This is a genomic window from Bradyrhizobium sp. AZCC 1719, from assembly GCF_036924525.1.
Classification (GTDB): domain Bacteria; phylum Pseudomonadota; class Alphaproteobacteria; order Rhizobiales; family Xanthobacteraceae; genus Bradyrhizobium.
This window is the reverse complement of the sequence record NZ_JAZHRU010000001.1, coordinates 1684830-1701068: the sequence shown is the minus strand read 5'-3', so window position 1 is coordinate 1701068 and position 16239 is coordinate 1684830. Positions and strand designations below refer to the sequence as shown.

The window sequence follows — 16239 nt, the reverse complement described above, 5'->3', positions numbered from 1 at the left end:
CCTAGAGCGACGCCGCTTCGATGCGGTGGCGCTCGCCGCGAGCGCCGACGATCAGGGCGGCGGCATCGAGCAGCGAAAAGCTCTTCGAGGACACGAAGATGCGGTGGTCGGCCGGTCCATCCCTGGAAAGGTAGATCACGGGATCGGAGCTTGAGGGATTTCGGGAGATCGCAACCAGAAGCGGCGGCGCGTTGCTCGCGCAGGCACCGGCTTCGGCCGTATCGATATCGTCGATCACGGTGAAGTCGGCCGCCTCCGCGTTGTCGGTAATCTGGACCCGCACCGTCGCGCGGCCTGGATCGCTGGTGAAACTGACGTGCCGGTGCGCCTGCCAGGAGAGGGCGGCGATCCGGACGGAAGTGCCTGATATTTCGATGCAGGGCCGCGGACCGGCCAAGAATTCGCTGCGCGCGAACAGAGCGACAACGGCCAGCGGAATCACCGAGGCCAGGATTTTCATACGCAACATGACACGCTACTCGCTCACCATAAGTCCGCGACATGGGACCTATGGTTGGCAGAGGGTAAAGGAAACTAGTTACCGCGGTGTTGACGCGGGTTGTCCTTTGTGGCGGCAGCATCCGTGAGGCGAGAGGATTTCGTGCGCCATTGTTTAGTCCGGAGACATGGCTGACACCTGTTCGGACACATCACTGTCAGGTTGGCCATTGGTCAAGCCGGGCGATAACGACAGAGTATCAGGAGCCGATCTCGCGACGCGTTGCGCCCGACCGGCTCTCAACTGTCGAGATCATCACGTAGGCCGTGCCGCGCGCTATTGTTCGGCTGGGGTGACGGCGAGGCACCGTGCAAGTTCGTCCCGCGGATTGCCGCGAAAACTCTGGCGGTCCCTCAACTCGGGTGGTGCTCGCCAGCCCGGCTCAATGCCTGTCATGTCGGGCAACTCATGCGCGATGCCTTTGTGGCAGTCGATGCAGGTCTTCTCGCCGGTGATGAGAAATTTGCCGTGGATGTCCGCAGCCCGCCGCGTCTGCTTGGTGAAGTCCATCGCGACGGCAGAATGGCAGTTGCGACATTCCAGTGAATCATTCGCCTTCAGTCTCGCCCACTCGTGCTTGGCGAGCTCGAGCCGGTGATCCAAAAACTTCTGCCTGGTGTCGATGGTGCCGAAGATCTTGCCCCAGACCTCCTTGGAAGCCTGCATCTTGCGGGCGATCTTGTCGGTCCAGTTATGCGGGACGTGACAGTCGGGGCAACTGGCGCGGACGCCCGAGCGGTTCGAGAAGTGCGGCGTGTGCTGCAATTCCTCGAAGACGTTAGTGCGCATTTCGTGACAGGAGGTGCAGAACTTCTCGGTATTGGTGATTTCGAGCGCGGTGTTGAAGGCTCCCCAGAACAGCACGCCGCAGATGAAGCCGCCGAGTGCGAGCACGCCCAGGCTCAGATGCGTGCTCGGCCGGCTGGCAATGCGCCAGAACCAGATCAGCAGTTCCTTGACCCGCTTCATCGCCGGTTCTCACTTCTTCTCTGAACCGACGAGCAGCATGTCCTTGAACGCGTTGGGGACGAGCGGTCGTGCGTCTGTCTGCTGGACATGGCACGACGTGCAGAAATATCGCCGCGGCGTAACGTCGGCTAGAACCTGTCCGTCGCGGTCCATGAAGTGGGTGACACTGATCATCGGCGCACCCGAGCCTTCAGTGTACTGTCGGCGGTGACAGTCGAGGCAACGATTGGTCTTGAGCGTGAGCTGATAGTTCTCGATGGAGTGCGGGATGATCGGCGGCTGCTCCGGATAATTGCGCATCAGCCGCTTGTCATCGACGATCGGCCGCGCCAACGGCGGTGTCCGCACATCTCCCATCGGCGCTGCGGCGCCGGTAATCCGCGGCACGATCTGGGGCGCGGTCTGCGCGTAGATCGCGCCGCAGACGAACACCAGCAGGCCGCCGAGCAGAGCGCCTGCTACGGGACTTCGAAATCTCTTCAGACCGGAATGATCTTGACCGCGCATTTCTTGAAGTCCGCCTGCTTGGAAATGGGATCGGTTGCGTCGAGCGTCGCCTTGTTGATGAGTTGGCTGGCGTCGAACCAGGGAACGAAGACGACGCCGCGCGGCATCCGGTTGCGTCCCTTGGTATCCACTCGGCTTCGGATTTCGCCACGCCGCGAAACTACCCGGACTTCGGCGCCCTGATTGATGCCTCTGGAGCGCGCGTCCTCCGCATGCATGAATACCCGTGCGCCGGGAAACGCCTTGTAAAGTTCCGGTACCCGCATGGTCATGGACCCCGAGTGCCAATGTTCGAGTACACGGCCCGTGACCAGCCAGGTATCGTATTCCTTGTCGGGAGATTCCGCGGGCGGCTCGTAGGGCACCGCAATGATCCTGGCGCGCCCGTCCGGCTGGCCGTAGAAGTCGACGCCCTTGCCCGGCTTAACGTAGGGATCGAGGCCTTCCCGATAGCGCCACTTGGTTTCCTTGCCGTTGACGACGGGCCATCGCAATCCTCGTACTTCGTGATAGCTGTCGAAGGGCGCGAGGTCGTGGCCATGGCCGCGGCCGAATTCGGCGTACTCCTCGAACAGACCCTTCTGCACGTAGAACCCGAAAGCCTTGGCCTCGCTATTGTCGTACTCGGCGGGGATTTCAGTGGTCGCGAACTTGTCGACCTTGCCGTTCCGGAACAACGCGTCGAACAGCGTTTTGCCGCGGTAATTGGGGTTGTCGGTCAGGATCTGCGTCGGCCACACCTCGTCGGTGGTGAAGCGCTTCGAAAACTCCATGATCTGCCAGAGGTCGGAGCGCGCCTCCCCCGGCGCGTTGACGAGCTGCCGCCACACATGGGTGCGGCGCTCCGCGTTGCCAAACATGCCTTCCTTTTCGACCCACATCGCCGCGGGAAGAACGAGATCGGCGGCCATCGCTGTGACGGTCGGATAGGCATCGGAGACGACGATGAAGTTGTCCGGATTCCGGTAACCAGGATAGGTCTCGCGCGAGCTGTTCGGGGCGGCCTGAAGGTTGTTGTTCACCTGGATCCAATAGAAGTTCAGCTTGCCGTCCCGAAGCATCCGGTCCTGTTCGACCGCGTGATAACCCGGTTTGTCCGGAATGATGCCGTGCGGCACGCGCCAGATTTCCTCGGTGTGCTTGCGGTGCTCCGGATTGGTGACGGTCATGTCAGCAGGCAAACGATGCGCGAAGGTGCCGACTTCGCGGGCTGTGCCGCAGGCGGATGGCTGCCCTGTCAGTGAGAACGGCGAATTGCCGGGCTCGGAAATCTTTCCCGTCAGCAGATGCAGATTGTAGACGAGTTGATTGGCCCATACGCCGCGAACATGCTGGTTGAATCCCATCGTCCAGAGCGACATCACCTTGCGCTTTGGATCGGCATAGAGCTCGGCCAACTCCTGCAGGAAGCCGCGTACGACGCCGGAGAGGTCGGATACTTTCTCGAGCGTGTAGTCCTTCACAAAGCCGGCATAGGCGTCAAAATCGATCGCCTGCGTCGCGCCCGCTGTCGCCGCGCCTTTGGCTTTGACTTCAAGCGGATGGTCCGGGCGCAAGCCGTAGCCGATGTCGACCGTGCCCTTCACAAATGTCGTGTGGTTCTTGACGAAATCCTGGTTGACGCGGCCGGTCGAGATGATGTGGTTGGCGATATAGTTCAGGATGGCGAGATCGGTGCCCGGCTTGAAAACGATCGGGATGTCGGCGAGATCCGAACTGCGGTGAGTGAAGGTCGAGAGAACCGCCACCTTCACATGCGGATGGCTCAAGCGCCGATCGGTCAGCCGCGTCCAGAGGATCGGATGCATTTCGGCCATGTTCGAGCCCCACAACACGAACGCGTCCGCCGCTTCAAAGTCATCATAGCAACCCATCGGCTCGTCCATGCCGAAGGTGCGCATGAAAGCGTAGGCCGCCGATGCCATGCAGTGGCGGGCGTTCGGATCAAGGTTGTTCGAGCGAAAGCCGGCCCTCATCAACTTGGTGGCGGCATATCCTTCATAAGCTGTCCACTGCCCCGAGCCGAGCATGCCGACCGCTGTCGGGCCCTTCTCCTTTAGCACTGTCTTGGCGCGCGCGGCCATCACGTCGAAGGCCTCGTCCCAGGTCACCGGCGTCAGTTCGCCGTTCTTGTCGAACACGCCGCCTTTCTTGCGCAGCAGCGGCGTGGTCAGGCGGTCGCCGCCATACATGATCTTGGAAAGGAAATACCCCTTGATGCAGTTCAGCCCGCGATTGACCTCGGCGAGCGTGTCACCGTGGGTGGCGACGACCTTGCCGCCCTTGACGCCGACCATGACCCCGCATCCGGTGCCGCAGAAGCGACACGGGGCTTTCGACCATTTGATCTCCAGCGATCCGATGCCGCCCGCCACCGGTTGCGCTATCGCTGGAACGGTGATGCCGGCTGCCGCTGCGGCAACGGCAGCAGCCTGTGCCTTCAATAGTTCACGTCGCGAGAGTGACATGGGACTGGTCTCCGATCTCGACGAGGTCATCGATCTGCTCGAACACCATGTTGGCGGACAGCACGCCCTGCCAGCAGGCGATTTCGGCGAGGCGGCTTCCGAGGATTCCGCTATCGGGCGCTTCCATCACGATGACGATCTTCGAGGCGTCGCGTTGATGGACCTCAACGTCAGGCAGAGCAGCGAGCCTGCGCAACACCTCATCCCGGCGTTCCGGCAGTACGGATACGACTGCGCTCGAGATGTGAATGGTGGCTTTCCCGGTCACGAGGCAGCCTCGTGACGCGCGGCGCCCAGCGTGACAGCGTCGCCCGGACAGGCGCCGACGCATTCGCCGCAGCCGGTGCAGGCGGCTTCATTGACGATGGCCTGAGGCGGCAATCCAATTCGGGGCCGGAAACGAATGGCTGAAGCAGGACATGCATCGCCGCAGGATCGGCAGACGATGCCGGCTTCGGCGAGGCAGCCATCGCCGATCACAGCGATTGGTTTGGAGAGAAGTTGACCGCGAAACAGTGCCCGGCGTGAAGGTCCTTGGGGTGAAGGTCCTTGGTTTTTCATGGCGATGTCATGCCCCCGGAGGGCCGGGCGGACCCAGGATGATCTGCGACATCCAGACGAGAAAGCCGTATCCGCCGACCACGCCGACGGCGACCACCGGCCAGATGAAGGCGGCGATGATGGCGAATACGATCAATTCGGCCCGTCGACTGTTTGGGACAGGCCTACGCTGTGGTGTGCCGTTCTGGGACGCGTCGACCATGCGGATGCCTGCGGGACCTCGGGGGACGAAGCCGATCCAGAGAGCCAGAACGCAGTTTTGCAGCCATGGTTCCAGCGACAGCCGGACTATCAGGCCGTAGTACACTCCCTCGGGTAACAAGTCGTCGCAACGGGCAAGCCGACGGCCGCGGCCTACGCCGCCCTTCGCAGATCCTCCGCCAGCGCGCGATACGATAGCGCCTCCGCCAGATGCAGCCGGCCGATCTTTTCCGCCCGATCGAGGTCGGCGAGCGTGCGCGCGACGCGCAGCACGCGGTGATAGCCGCGCGCAGTCAGCTTCATGGTTTCGGCGGCGTCGCGTAAAAGTTTTTGCCCCTGTGCATCCGGCTGCGCAATTGTTTCCAGCAGCGAAGCCGGTGCTTCGGCATTGGTGCGGATGTGCGGCATGCCTGCCGCGGCGTAGCGCGCGAGCTGGATATTGCGGGCAGCGGCGACACGGGCTGCGACTTCGGCAGAGCCTTCGCTTGGCGGAGGAAGTATCAAATCGGCGGCGGTGACCGCCGGCACCTCGATGCGCAGGTCGATGCGATCCATCAGCGGGCCGGAGATGCGCATCTGGTAATCCGCGGTGCAGCGGTCGACCGGTGCGCGCCTGCAGGAATAGCCGGGATCATAGGCCTGGCCGCAGCGGCAGGGATTCATCGCCGCAACCAGCATGAAGCGCGCCGGATAGGTAACGCGGTGGTTGGCGCGGGACACCGAGACCTCGCCGTTCTCCAGCGGCTGGCGCAGCGAGTCGAGCACGCGCGGATCGAACTCGGGCAGTTCGTCGAGGAACAGCACGCCCTGATGCGCCAGCGAAATTTCGCCCGGTTTTGCGCGCAGGCCGCCGCCGGTGAGCGCAGCCATGCTGGCGGAATGATGCGGTGCGCGGAACGGCCGCCGCGCGGTCAGCGCGCCGTCGCGGATTTCGCCGGCGACGGAGGCGATCATCGACACTTCCAAAAGTTCGGATGGCGACAGCGGCGGCAGGATCGAAGGCAGCCGCGCCGCCAGCATCGACTTGCCTGCACCGGGCGAGCCGATCATCAGCAAATGATGTCCGCCGGCCGCCGCGATCTCCAGCGCACGCTTGGCGCTCTCCTGGCCCTTGATATCGCGTAAGTCCAGATGCGTTGCTTCCGGCTCGTGCACCTTCGGCTGCGGCCGTGACAGCACCTGCGTGCCCTTAAAATGGTTGGCGATCTGGATCAGCGATTTGGCCGCAATGATCTGGATGTCCGGGCTTGCCCAGGCCGCTTCGGAGCCGCACGCCGCGGGACAGATCAGCCCCTCCTCGCGTGCATTCGCCCCGATCGCCGCTGGCAACACGCCGGCTACGGGTGCGATCGAGCCATCGAGCCCGAGTTCGCCGAGCACGGTAAAGCCGTTGAGCGCATCCGGCGGGATCGCGCCGATCGCCGCCATCAGGCCGAGCGCGATCGGCAGATCGTAATGGCTGCCTTCCTTCGGCAGATCGGCCGGCGCGAGATTGACGATGATCCGCCGCGCCGGCAGGGCTAGCCCCGAGGCGATCAGCGCCGAGCGCACCCGCTCGCGCGCCTCCGACACCGCCTTGTCGGGCAGACCCACAATCGCAAACGCCGGCAGCCCGGGCGCGACCTGCACCTGCACGTCGACCGCGCGGGCCTCGATCCCCTCAAAAGCTACGGTAGATACCCGCGCAACCATGCTGCCCCCCGCGACGCAATCGAAGGTAGCGGGGAACCGGAGAGCAAGTCAAGAACATTCAGAGAACATTGTGCGCCTAGGGCCTAGCGCTCCGTTCGCATGTACGGGCTGTGCTCAGAAACAAGCTTCAGCGCCGGATCATCAGCGAGAACGCGCACCGCCTCTGTCCTTGCAGGGCTCTCATTCTCGCGGTTACCCCGGACGCTCCACACAGCGAGCCAGACGACGAGCATTCCGGCTCCGATCACTACCATGTCTTTGGTCATCTGCCGGGCCTCCATATTGGCTGCCAAGCGGTCGAGATGCAGGCCTTATTATTTCGGCTTGGGCGCCTGCTGGTCCTGTGGCCTGACGCTCATGTTGCTCTCGGGTATCTTGTCGCGGCCTTGATGCGTTTCATGATGCTTCCTCTCTGAGGAAAAAACCAATTTCGGCGATCCGCTATGGTTCCTTAGACACGCCTGCTTCGGGAGGGGCTCTCGAATAAGTGTGGGCCCCGCGCACGAGCGCCGGCACCTGGATGATCCGGGGCCGGACCGACTGCCGGCCCCGGATATTGCGTCTCAGAGCTGCATGTTCATCGGTTCGGGATAGTACCTGAAACCGTCGCCGTTCTTGGCGACATGGCCGTAGCCGGGCCAGGCGAAGTGATAGGACATGACCGGGATCTTCTGGGCGGCGAGCATGTCGAGCATCTTCACCCGCGAGGCGGCCGCCTGCTTCGGGTCGGTGTCGTAGGAGAATTCCATCCGCGGTTTCTCCAACAGCAGCACCGCGTGATGCGAGAGGTCGCCGAGGAAGCAGAAGGATTTGCCCTTCGAGCTGACCATGAAAATGGTGTGGCCGACGGTGTGGCCGGGCGCCGACAGCGCGGTAACGCCGGGTAGGATTTCCTGGTTGTCCTTGAAGAACACCAGACGGTCACGCACCGGCATCAGGTTCTTGCGGGCATGAATGATAAAATCCTTCAACGGACTGCCGAGCTTGCCTTCATCGGTCCAGAAATCGAAATCGCTCTGGGCGATGTAGACCTGCGCGTTCGGGAATAACGGCTTGTCGTCGGCGCCGACCAGGCCGCCGATGTGATCGATATGGGCGTGCGAGCACACCACGGCGTCGATGTCTCCAGGCTTGATGCCGGCCGCCATCATGTTCTTCTGCTGCTGGCCGGTGGTCGGGCCAAATGCCTTTAACGTGCCCATGCCGGTATCGAACAGGATCAGCTTGTCGCCGGTGTTCACGATCGGCGAGTTCTGCTCGAGCACGACGTTGTCGGGGTTGAGGAAGTTGTCGGACAGCATCTTCTTCACTTCCTCCTTCGGCACGCCGGTAAACGTGCCGGTGGGATCGCCGAGCGGCAGCGGGCCGTCGGAGACGACGGTCACTTCGGCGTCGCCGAGCATGAAGCGGTGCCAGTAGGGCGTCTGCGTGCCGAGTTTTGGCGCCTTGGCCAGAGCGCTGCCGCCGAGCATCGTTGAAGCGCCAAGGCCCATTCCGAGTCCTGCGCCGAGCGCAAGCAAAGACCGTCGCGAAAGATTCGTCGTCATGCGTCTTCCTCCACTAATTTTATTGATTGCAGTACGTGCCCGGACGAACTCATCCGTGCCTGCAGGCTGCTCCCGCTTCCCGAAATTGGCAAGTGGGACGAGGAGGCACGACAGGGATGCGAAAATGACGATGACGCTTCCGCGGCGCGTCGCGGCGATGTTGCAGAACAGATTTCGAAGATCAGCATCGACAGCTACCAATCGTAGTCGTCGTACATCCACTCCCTTGGGTATCGAGGCCGCGATCTCGCTTGCGGCGGCGACCGCTCTGGTTTGCGCAAGGTCGGAGCCGGCTGCCTCGGAGGCGCTGACGCCTTGGGCGGGTTCTGCTCGGAAACCTTCGCGAGATCGCGCTTCATCTCTTCCTGGCTTGCCTTCATCTCCCCAATGGCCTTTGCATTGTCGCTCGCCATTTGTTGCTGGTTCGCCTTGAGCTGTTCGATGTTTCGCTCCAGGTTCGCGAGGTCGCGCGCGATCGTTTGCAGCAACTGGGTCTGGTCGGGACCAGCCGCTGTAGTTGGCGGCGGGGCGTCTTGTGGTGGTGCGGCCTGAGCCAAGGATGTTGCCTGCGGGGGCGCTGCTTGCGGCGGCGAGGACGCTTGCGGTGGTGCTGCCTCCGCCGCGGCCACCTCAACGGTAGATGGAGCGGGCTGCGCGGGAGCTGGCGGAGTTTCCGGCGGCAATGGTGGCGATGAAACGGGCTGCGGCGCCCACCAAGCGACAACCTGCTTGGCTCCGCCGCTATAGGACGACTGCAAAATCAGCGCAGCGACAATGATGCACGCTGCCAGGGGCAAGGCGGCGAGGGTGCGGAGCGCCGGCCTTTTCTCCGGTGATTGCGGGCCAGGTCGGGCCGCAGGCGGATGCGCGGCATCGCGCTCCATTTTTTCAACCTGTTCAGTCAGACGCGCGAGCTGCTCATCCGCGCGTTTGATCTGTTCGTGGGCCTGCGTGAGCCTCTCATCGGCACGCGCGCTCAGGGCATCGTGGGGTTCAGTTTCTTTCGGTGTAGGTGTGGAGTTCATTGGCGTTTCCTTTCCGTCCAATGTCATCCGAAGGTGGCCGGCCGAGCATCCGGCAGCGCTCCGTGCAGTCTTGCCCAAAGAATGGCCGCATGATGGTAGAATATGGCATCACATGGCGATAGCGTCCTGCAATCCAGCGGGCCGCCCCCGGCGGCGTAGCACAACGGTGCCGCGGCTCTCCTCGTCGGTTCCAATCGGCCGGCAGGAGGCGCACGCAATTCATCCGGCTCATCCGGCCTAAGTCTGGTCGCGTATGGGCGCGCTGCGAATGAGTTGGTCGCGCGAGGGCGAAACTATTTCCCGGTGCGCTTCTTCTCGATGGTATCCCAGATCTTCCCGGCGACATCCGGGCCGTTGAGACGCTGGATGGCGCGGATGCCGGTCGGGCAGGTCACGTTGATCTCAGTGAGGTTGCCGTCGATCACGTCGATGCCGACGAACAGCAGGCCGCGTTCGCGTAGCGCCGGGCCCAGCGTGTCGCAAATCTCGCGTTCGCGCGGGGTAAGGTCGGTCGCCTGCGCCGCGCCGCCGCGCACCATGTTGGAGCGGAGGTCGTCGGGAGCGGGGACGCGGTTGACGGCGCCGGCGAACTCGCCGTCGACCAGGATGATGCGCTTGTCGCCGTGCTTCACCTCGGGCAGGAAGCGCTGGATCACCCAGGGCTCCCTGAAGGTGACGGAAAACATGTCGAACAGCGAGCCGAAATTCATGTCCTGCGGCATGACGCGAAACACGGCGGCCCCGCCATGGCCGTGCAGCGGCTTCATGACGACCGCGCCATGCTCATCGCGGAACGAATTGATTTCGTCGAGGTCGCGCGAGATCAGCGTCGGCGGCATTAGCTGAGGAAAGTTCAGCACGAACATCTTTTCCGGCGCGTTGCGCACGCTGGCGGGATCGTTGACGACCAGCGTCCTGGGATGGATTCGTTCCAGCAAATGCGTCGAGGTGATGTAGGCGATGTCGAACGGCGGCTCCTGCCGCAACAGGATGACGTCAAAGGCTTCGAGCGGCTCGCGCTTCGGCTCTCCCAACGTAAAGTGATCGCCGACCTCGTCGCGCACGGTGAGGTGCTGCACCGGCGCCACCAGCTCCTCGCCGCGCAGCGAGAGCTGGTCCGGCGTGAAATAGGAAAGTCCATGCCCGCGCTTTTGCGCTTCCAGCATCAGGGCAAAGGTCGAATCGCCGCGGATGTTGATACGCGCGATGGGGTCCATCTGGACGGCGACATTCAGTTTCATGAGTGAGGTCCGGGTCTCTGGAGGGGATCTTAAACGCTGGCGTCGAATGCCGCTAACAGATGGCGTGGCAGACGCCTGGGCGCAATCAGGACGGCGTCAAAACGAAGCTCGAATTCGGCATGCTCGGGATGCGCCATCAACCAGGCTTGGGCGGCGTCGATGATGCGGGCCTGCTGGCGCGGCGTGACGGCATAGGCGGCGTCATCGAGGCTGGCGCGCGCCTTGACCTCGATGAAGGCAATCAAACTGCGCTTCCTCGCCACCAGGTCGATCTCGCCATAGGGGGTGCGGAAGCGTTTGGCGAGAATGCGGTAGCCTTTTGCCATCAGATAGGCGGCGGCGCGGCTTTCGGCGGAAAGCCCGGTACGAAACGCTGCGACCCGCTCGGGCGCAGCGAGCTTTGCCACGGCGTCTGGCGGCGACGGGCCTTCAGTCTTCGCCATCGCTGCCTCTTACTTCCTTCGCGAGCTCCAGCGCGCGGGCATAGACTTCGCGGCGCGGCCGGCCCGAGAGCTCGACGGCGTGCGCGACGCTGTCCTTGACGCTTTCGCGCGAAAGCCGCGATCGCAGCAGGTCGTCGAGGTCATGCTGGGTCATGACATCGGCGTCCTTGCGCGGCGGGCCGATCACGAGCACGAACTCGCCGCGGGTTTCCAGCGTATCGGCCGTCCTTGCCAGCTCGGCGATGGGGGCACGCTTGATGTCCTCGTGCAGCTTTGTCAGTTCGCGGCAGATCGCGGCGTCGCGCCCGGCCATGATCTCGGCGAGGTCGGCGAGTGTTTCCTGCACGCGGTTGCCGGATTCGAACATCACCAGCGTGGCGTCGATCCTTGCCAATTCGGCCAGCCGCGTCCGCCGCGAAACTTGCCGGGCCGGCAAAAATCCCTCGAAGTAAAACCGGTCGGTCGGGAGCGCTGCGACCGAAAGCGCCGTCAGCACCGAGGACGCACCGGGCACCGCGATCACGGTATGGCCGGCAGCAGAGACCTCGCGCACCAGCTTGAAGCCGGGGTCGGAGATCAGGGGCGTGCCGGCGTCCGACACCAGCGCGATGGAAGCGCCCTGCGCCAGCCGCTCCAGGATTTTCGGCCGTGCCATCGCCGCGTTGTGCTCGTGATACGGCTTGAGTTCTGCCGAAATCGCATAGCGCTCGATCAGGCGGCGGGTGATGCGGGTGTCCTCGCAGGCGATGATGTCGACGCCGGCCAAGGTCTCCAGCGCGCGCAAAGTGATGTCGCCGAGATTGCCGATCGGGGTTGCCACCAGATAGAGGCCGGGAACCGGCTTCGGGGCATTCAGAAGGTGGCCGCCAATCAAGAATGTTCGGTTGGCCGAACCCGGTTCGGTATCGAAGCCGTAGTTTGAACTGGATTTTGCGCGCATATCGGCAATCTAGAGGGGTCTTGGGGCAAGCGCCATATCCGGCGGATGGCGGCAAAGACGAAGTTCCCCCCGCGGCCGGGCCACGGGCGGCGAGGCCGTAATCCTTTTGTTTTGGTTAACTAATTCTCGACAATATGCAGAATCCCAATTGGGTTCAGTAGCGGTTCAGGTGCCTCGGCCCAGAAGGCCGGAATCCTGGCCGACGGCGGTCGGTCAAGAGAAGAGACAGAATGGAAGGCCCGTTCAATCGCAAGCTTGGATCCCCGGACTCGCGGCCGTCAGGCCCGACCCGGCGGACGGCACTTGGTCTTATCCTCGGCGCGCCCCTGCTCGGCGCCTGCTCCGGTGGTGGACAGATTTCCAGCCCGTTTGGCCCGTCAGCGCCCGAGGGGCCGCCAGGCCCGCAGCAGCAGCCGCTCGCCGTCGGCACCGGGCAGGTCAAGGTCGGCCTGATCCTGCCGCTTTCGGCCGCCGGCAATGCCGGGGTCGCCGCGCAATCCATGAAGAACGCGGCCGAGATGGCGCTGGCGGAATTCCAGAATCCGAACATTCAGCTTCTGATCAAGGACGACGGCGGCAGTCCGCAGGGCGCCCAGCAGGTCACCCAGGAGGCGCTCGGCGAAGGCGTGGAAATCGTTCTGGGCCCGCTGTTTGCGGCCTCGGTGCCGGCGACCGCGCAACTGACGCGCGCGCGGAACATTCCAGTGATCGCGTTCTCGACCGATTCCAGCGTCGCCGGACGCGGGGTTTATCTGCTGAGCTTCCTGCCCGAATCCGACGTCAACCGGATCGTCGATTATTCCGCCGGCATCGGAAAGCGATCGTTTGCGGCGCTGTTGCCCGACAACGCCTATGGCAATGTGGTGGAAGCGGCGTTCAAGCAGGCGGTCGGCCGCAAAGGCCGTCTCGTCGCCTTCGAGAAATACACCGCCGATCGTGCCGGCGCGGCGCGGACGGTGGCGCAATCGCTCGGCTCGGCGGACGCGCTGTTCATCGCCGACGACGGCGAATCGGTCGTGGCAGCGGCGGATGCCTTGACCTCGGCGGGCGCGAATTTGCGAAACATCCAGTTGCTCGGCACGGGACTCTGGGACAATCCGCGCGTCTATGCCAGCGCGACGTTGCAGGGCGGGCTTTATGCTGCGCCGGATCCGTCGGGCTTCCGCGCCTTCTCCGGCCGCTACCGCGCCAAATACGGCACGGACCCCGTGCGCACCGCAACGCTCGCTTACGATGCCGTCGCGCTGGTTGCTGCGCTGTCGAAGCAGCAGGGCGGCCAGCGCTTTGCGCCGGAGACGCTGACCAACCCGTCCGGCTTCGCCGGCATCGACGGGCTCTTCCGATTCCGTTCCGACGGCACCAACGAGCGCGGGCTTGCGGTGATGAAAGTCGCAAGCGGCGGCAGTACGCCGGTCGCCGGCTCGCCGAAGAGTTTTGGAGCGTGATCTTTCGTCGCCCCTGCGAACGCGGGGGCCCATAACCACCATTGCTGATGTTGAAAGAGGGCGTCGCGCCTTGTGCCGTTTGCGCGGGCCGCGGCGTATGGGTTCTTGGTTTCGCAGGAACGACGGCTGTTACGCGGCGAGATCCGCCACCACCGCGTCGAGCACCGGGAAGCCGTCCTTCGTCACGCGCAATCTTCCGTCGGAGTCGACGGATATCGCGCCTTCGTTGCGCAGGATGGCGATGCGGTTCGGATCGAGCGCGCGACCGGACAATGCCGCATAGCGCCTGGGATCGATGCCCTCGGCGAGCCGCAATCCCATCAGCAAGAATTCGTCGGCGCGTTCTTCGCTGTTGAGGTGGTCGTCGGTGACGACGCCGTGGCCGTTGGCCTCGACGCGCATCAGCCAGGCCTCCGGGCGCTTCTCGGTCGCGGTCGCGTGCCGTGTGCCATCGATGTCGAGGCGGCCATGTGCGCCGGGACCGATGCCGGCATATTCCTCACCGCGCCAATAGACGAGATTGTGCTGGCACTCCGCGCCTTCGCGCGCGTGATTGGAAATCTCGTAGGCCGGCAAGCCATGATGCGCGCAGACTTCCTGCGTGACGTCGTAGAGCGCACGCGCCACCGCCTCGTCCGGTGTCTTGAGTTTGCCTGCGGCGTGAAGGCCGAAGAACGGCGTGCCTTCCTCGATGGTGAGTTGGTAGAGCGAGAGGTGCTCGGCGGCTTCGGAGATCGCGAGCCTCAGTTCGTCCGCCCACATAAGCGGCGTCTGGTCGGGGCGGGCGTAGATCAGGTCGAACGAATAGCGGTCGAACGCGGTGCGCGCGATCGCGACCGCATCGAGCGCCTCGCGCGCGGTATGCAGCCGTCCGAGCGCTTTCAGCGAGGCGTCGTCGAGCGCCTGCACGCCGAGCGAGACACGGTTGACGCCGGCTGAGCGATAGCCGCGAAACCGCGTCGCTTCTACGCTGGTCGGATTGGCTTCGAGCGTGACCTCGACATTGCCGGCGACCCGCCAGTGCTTTCCGATCGCATCCAAAATCGCGCCGACAGTCTGCGGCTGCATCAAGGAAGGCGTGCCGCCGCCGAGAAAGATCGATGTGACGGTCCGCCCCGGTGCGCGCGCCGCCGTGGTTTCGATCTCACGCGCGAACGCGCGCGCAAAACGTTGCTCGTCGATCGGTGCGTGGCGGACATGGCTGTTGAAATCGCAATAGGGGCATTTCGACAGGCAGAACGGCCAGTGCACGTAGACGCCGAAGGCATCTTTGGGGCGGGGTCGCTCGCGACTAGCCAAGGCAGATCTCCGCCAGTTTGACGAACGCGCGCGCCCGGTGCGACAAGCCAAGTCCAAGCGGCGGCAGGCCGTGCTTTTCGATGGAAGTCATCTCGCCAAAGGTCCGCGTGTGCCCGTCGGGCAGGAATATCGGATCATAGCCGAAACCGGCGGTGCCGCGCGGCGGCCAGACCAGGGTTCCATCGGCGCGGGCCTCGACCTCTTCGAGATGCCCATCGGGCCAGGCGACGCAGAGAGCCGAGACGAAATGCGCCTTGCGCTTGTCGGGCATGGTCGCGCCGCGTTCCTGCAACAGGCGCTCGATCCTTGTCATCGCCGCCATAAAATCCTTGCCATTGCCGGCCCAGCGCGCCGAAAAGATTCCGGGCGCGCTGTCGAGCGCATCGACTACGAGACCGGAATCATCGGCAAACGCCGGCAATTGCGCGGCTTTCGCCGCCGCGATCGCCTTGATCGCGGCGTTGGCCCGAAACGTCTGGCCGGTTTCCTCGGGCTCGCCGAGGCCCAGCTCGCCCGCGGAGACCGCCTCGACGCCGTGCGGCGCGAGCAATTCCTGCATCTCGGCGAGCTTGCCGGGATTGTGGGTCGCGATCACGAGCCGGCCGGTGATTCGACGGTGCATGTGCGATCAGACTACGCCACAGCCAGCTTCTGCAAGTCCACCAGACGCGCGACACCCTTGCGCGCCAGTTCCATCAACGCCAGGAACTCGTCCTGCGAAAATGGCGTCTTCTCGGCGGTGCCCTGCACCTCGATGATGCGGCCGTCGCCGGTCATGACGAAATTGGCATCGGTCTCGGCCTCGGAATCCTCGGCATAGTCGAGGTCGAGCACCGGTGTGCCCTGATAGATGCCGCAGGAGATCGCGGCGACATTGTCGCGCAGCACGTTGGCTTTCAGCATGTTGCGGTTCTTCATCCAACCGATGCAGTCGGCCAGCGCCACCCAGGCACCGGTGATCGAGGCCGTGCGGGTGCCGCCATCGGCCTGGATCACGTCGCAATCGACCGTAATCTGCCGCTCGCCGAGTGCTTCGAGGTCGATGGCGGCGCGCAGGGAGCGGCCGATCAGCCGCTGGATCTCGACTGTGCGGCCGCCCTGCTTGCCGGCGGCGGCCTCGCGGCGGGTACGCTCCAATGTGGCGCGCGGCAGCATGCCGTATTCGGCGGTGACCCAGCCACGGCCCTGGCCCTTCAACCAGGGCGGCAGCCGTTCTTCCAGCGTGGCCGTGACCAGCACATGGGTGTCGCCGAACTTCACCATGCAGGAACCTTCGGCATATTTGACCACGCCGCGTTCCAGCGACACGGGGCGCAACTGATCGGGCGCACGGCGGCTCGGCCGCATGGGGAATCCTTCCAAAAATCGAGCGAAAATTCGTTCGCGGTGCTTGTAGGAGGGG

18 protein-coding genes are annotated in these 16239 nt (G+C 64.0%); 1 reads left to right on the top strand and 17 read right to left on the bottom strand.

The features are described from left to right. Position 1: 1 nt before the first annotated feature. From V1292_RS08135 to rsmI, 14 genes are all read right to left on the bottom strand, one after another. On the bottom strand, positions 2–469 hold the full coding sequence (locus V1292_RS08135) for a hypothetical protein (protein ID WP_334371651.1): 468 nt from the start codon (positions 467–469) through the stop codon (positions 2–4). Positions 470–775: 306 nt separating this feature from the next. Continuing rightward, positions 776–1468: a cytochrome c3 family protein gene (locus V1292_RS08130; protein ID WP_334371650.1), complete on the bottom strand. Its 693-nt coding sequence runs from the start codon at positions 1466–1468 to the stop codon at positions 776–778. Between the two features lie 9 nt (positions 1469–1477). Beyond that, positions 1478–1975: a nitrate reductase cytochrome c-type subunit gene (locus tag V1292_RS08125; RefSeq protein ID WP_334371649.1), complete on the bottom strand. Its 498-nt coding sequence runs from the start codon at positions 1973–1975 to the stop codon at positions 1478–1480. Continuing rightward, positions 1948–4443 carry a periplasmic nitrate reductase subunit alpha gene (gene napA / locus V1292_RS08120; RefSeq protein ID WP_334371648.1) on the bottom strand — a complete coding sequence of 832 codons (2496 nt, stop codon included), beginning with the start codon at positions 4441–4443 and terminating at the stop codon, positions 1948–1950. The genes V1292_RS08125 and napA overlap by 28 nt, the downstream gene beginning before the upstream one ends. Continuing rightward, positions 4424–4711 carry a chaperone NapD gene (locus V1292_RS08115; protein ID WP_334371646.1) on the bottom strand — a complete coding sequence of 96 codons (288 nt, stop codon included), beginning with the start codon at positions 4709–4711 and terminating at the stop codon, positions 4424–4426. The genes napA and V1292_RS08115 overlap by 20 nt, the downstream gene beginning before the upstream one ends. After that, the gene (locus V1292_RS08110; protein WP_334371644.1) at positions 4708–5004 is read right to left on the bottom strand and encodes a 4Fe-4S dicluster domain-containing protein; all 297 of its coding nucleotides are present in this window, start codon (positions 5002–5004) and stop codon (positions 4708–4710) included. Before V1292_RS08110 ends, V1292_RS08115 begins: the two co-directional genes overlap by 4 nt. 7 nt (positions 5005–5011) lie before the next feature. Beyond that, positions 5012–5206, bottom strand: coding sequence for a periplasmic nitrate reductase, NapE protein (gene napE, locus V1292_RS08105; RefSeq protein ID WP_334371642.1), 195 nt, complete (start codon positions 5204–5206; stop codon positions 5012–5014). Positions 5207–5358: 152 nt separating this feature from the next. Then, a complete protein-coding gene (locus V1292_RS08100; RefSeq protein ID WP_065746343.1) occupies positions 5359–6897 on the bottom strand; it encodes a YifB family Mg chelatase-like AAA ATPase in 1539 nt (512 codons plus the stop codon). Positions 6898–6980: 83 nt separating this feature from the next. Then, entirely contained in the window at positions 6981–7163 is a 183-nt protein-coding gene (locus V1292_RS08095; RefSeq protein ID WP_334371640.1) for a hypothetical protein, read from the bottom strand. Positions 7164–7460: 297 nt separating this feature from the next. Next, on the bottom strand, positions 7461–8444 hold the full coding sequence (locus V1292_RS08090) for an MBL fold metallo-hydrolase (protein ID WP_334371638.1): 984 nt from the start codon (positions 8442–8444) through the stop codon (positions 7461–7463). 194 nt (positions 8445–8638) lie between these two features. Next, on the bottom strand, positions 8639–9469 hold the full coding sequence (locus V1292_RS08085; RefSeq protein ID WP_334371637.1) for a hypothetical protein: 831 nt from the start codon (positions 9467–9469) through the stop codon (positions 8639–8641). 293 nt (positions 9470–9762) lie between these two features. Further along, complete coding sequence (gshB, locus tag V1292_RS08080; RefSeq protein ID WP_334371635.1) at positions 9763–10710, bottom strand: glutathione synthase; 948 nt, start codon at positions 10708–10710, stop codon at positions 9763–9765. A 29-nt stretch (positions 10711–10739) separates the two neighbouring features. Further along, positions 10740–11153: a YraN family protein gene (locus V1292_RS08075; protein WP_334371634.1), complete on the bottom strand. Its 414-nt coding sequence runs from the start codon at positions 11151–11153 to the stop codon at positions 10740–10742. After that, positions 11140–12093, bottom strand: coding sequence for a 16S rRNA (cytidine(1402)-2'-O)-methyltransferase (rsmI, locus tag V1292_RS08070; protein ID WP_334371633.1), 954 nt, complete (start codon positions 12091–12093; stop codon positions 11140–11142). Before rsmI ends, V1292_RS08075 begins: the two co-directional genes overlap by 14 nt. A gap of 230 nt (positions 12094–12323) precedes the next feature. Here rsmI and V1292_RS08065 point away from each other — a divergent pair, with 230 nt between their 5' ends. Beyond that, complete coding sequence (locus V1292_RS08065; protein WP_334371631.1) at positions 12324–13538, top strand: penicillin-binding protein activator; 1215 nt, start codon at positions 12324–12326, stop codon at positions 13536–13538. 129 nt (positions 13539–13667) lie between these two features. Here V1292_RS08065 and hemW read toward each other — a convergent pair whose 3' ends face one another. The 3 genes from hemW to rph are packed head-to-tail and all read right to left on the bottom strand — an operon-like array spanning position 13668 to position 16184. Continuing rightward, on the bottom strand, positions 13668–14837 hold the full coding sequence (hemW, locus tag V1292_RS08060; RefSeq protein WP_334371629.1) for a radical SAM family heme chaperone HemW: 1170 nt from the start codon (positions 14835–14837) through the stop codon (positions 13668–13670). Beyond that, positions 14830–15459 (bottom strand): RdgB/HAM1 family non-canonical purine NTP pyrophosphatase, encoded by a 630-nt coding sequence (rdgB, locus tag V1292_RS08055; protein WP_334371627.1) that lies wholly within the window; start codon positions 15457–15459, stop codon positions 14830–14832. Before rdgB ends, hemW begins: the two co-directional genes overlap by 8 nt. Positions 15460–15470: 11 nt before the next feature. Continuing rightward, the gene (gene rph, locus V1292_RS08050) at positions 15471–16184 is read right to left on the bottom strand and encodes a ribonuclease PH (protein ID WP_334371626.1); all 714 of its coding nucleotides are present in this window, start codon (positions 16182–16184) and stop codon (positions 15471–15473) included. Between the last annotated feature and the right edge of the window lie 55 nt (positions 16185–16239).

Bases quoted from the DNA above. Each gene is read 5' to 3' on its own strand.
- gshB (WP_334371635.1), bottom strand. From the start codon at position 10,710: ATGAAACTGAATGTCGCCGTCCAGATGGACCCCATCGCGCGTATCAAC.
- V1292_RS08085 (WP_334371637.1), bottom strand. From the start codon at position 9,469: ATGAACTCCACACCTACACCGAAAGAAACTGAACCCCACGATGCCCTG.
- V1292_RS08100 (WP_065746343.1), bottom strand. From the start codon at position 6,897: ATGGTTGCGCGGGTATCTACCGTAGCTTTTGAGGGGATCGAGGCCCGC.
- V1292_RS08090 (WP_334371638.1), bottom strand. From the start codon at position 8,444: ATGACGACGAATCTTTCGCGACGGTCTTTGCTTGCGCTCGGCGCAGGA.
- rdgB (WP_334371627.1), bottom strand. From the start codon at position 15,459: ATGCACCGTCGAATCACCGGCCGGCTCGTGATCGCGACCCACAATCCC.
- V1292_RS08075 (WP_334371634.1), bottom strand. From the start codon at position 11,153: ATGGCGAAGACTGAAGGCCCGTCGCCGCCAGACGCCGTGGCAAAGCTC.
- V1292_RS08110 (WP_334371644.1), bottom strand. From the start codon at position 5,004: ATGAAAAACCAAGGACCTTCACCCCAAGGACCTTCACGCCGGGCACTG.
- rph (WP_334371626.1), bottom strand. From the start codon at position 16,184: ATGCGGCCGAGCCGCCGTGCGCCCGATCAGTTGCGCCCCGTGTCGCTG.
- napA (WP_334371648.1), bottom strand. From the start codon at position 4,443: ATGTCACTCTCGCGACGTGAACTATTGAAGGCACAGGCTGCTGCCGTT.
- V1292_RS08125 (WP_334371649.1), bottom strand. From the start codon at position 1,975: ATGCGCGGTCAAGATCATTCCGGTCTGAAGAGATTTCGAAGTCCCGTA.
- rsmI (WP_334371633.1), bottom strand. From the start codon at position 12,093: ATGCGCGCAAAATCCAGTTCAAACTACGGCTTCGATACCGAACCGGGT.
- V1292_RS08130 (WP_334371650.1), bottom strand. From the start codon at position 1,468: ATGAAGCGGGTCAAGGAACTGCTGATCTGGTTCTGGCGCATTGCCAGC.
- V1292_RS08135 (WP_334371651.1), bottom strand. From the start codon at position 469: ATGTTGCGTATGAAAATCCTGGCCTCGGTGATTCCGCTGGCCGTTGTC.
- V1292_RS08095 (WP_334371640.1), bottom strand. From the start codon at position 7,163: ATGACCAAAGACATGGTAGTGATCGGAGCCGGAATGCTCGTCGTCTGG.
- napE (WP_334371642.1), bottom strand. From the start codon at position 5,206: ATGGTCGACGCGTCCCAGAACGGCACACCACAGCGTAGGCCTGTCCCA.
- V1292_RS08065 (WP_334371631.1), top strand. From the start codon at position 12,324: ATGGAAGGCCCGTTCAATCGCAAGCTTGGATCCCCGGACTCGCGGCCG.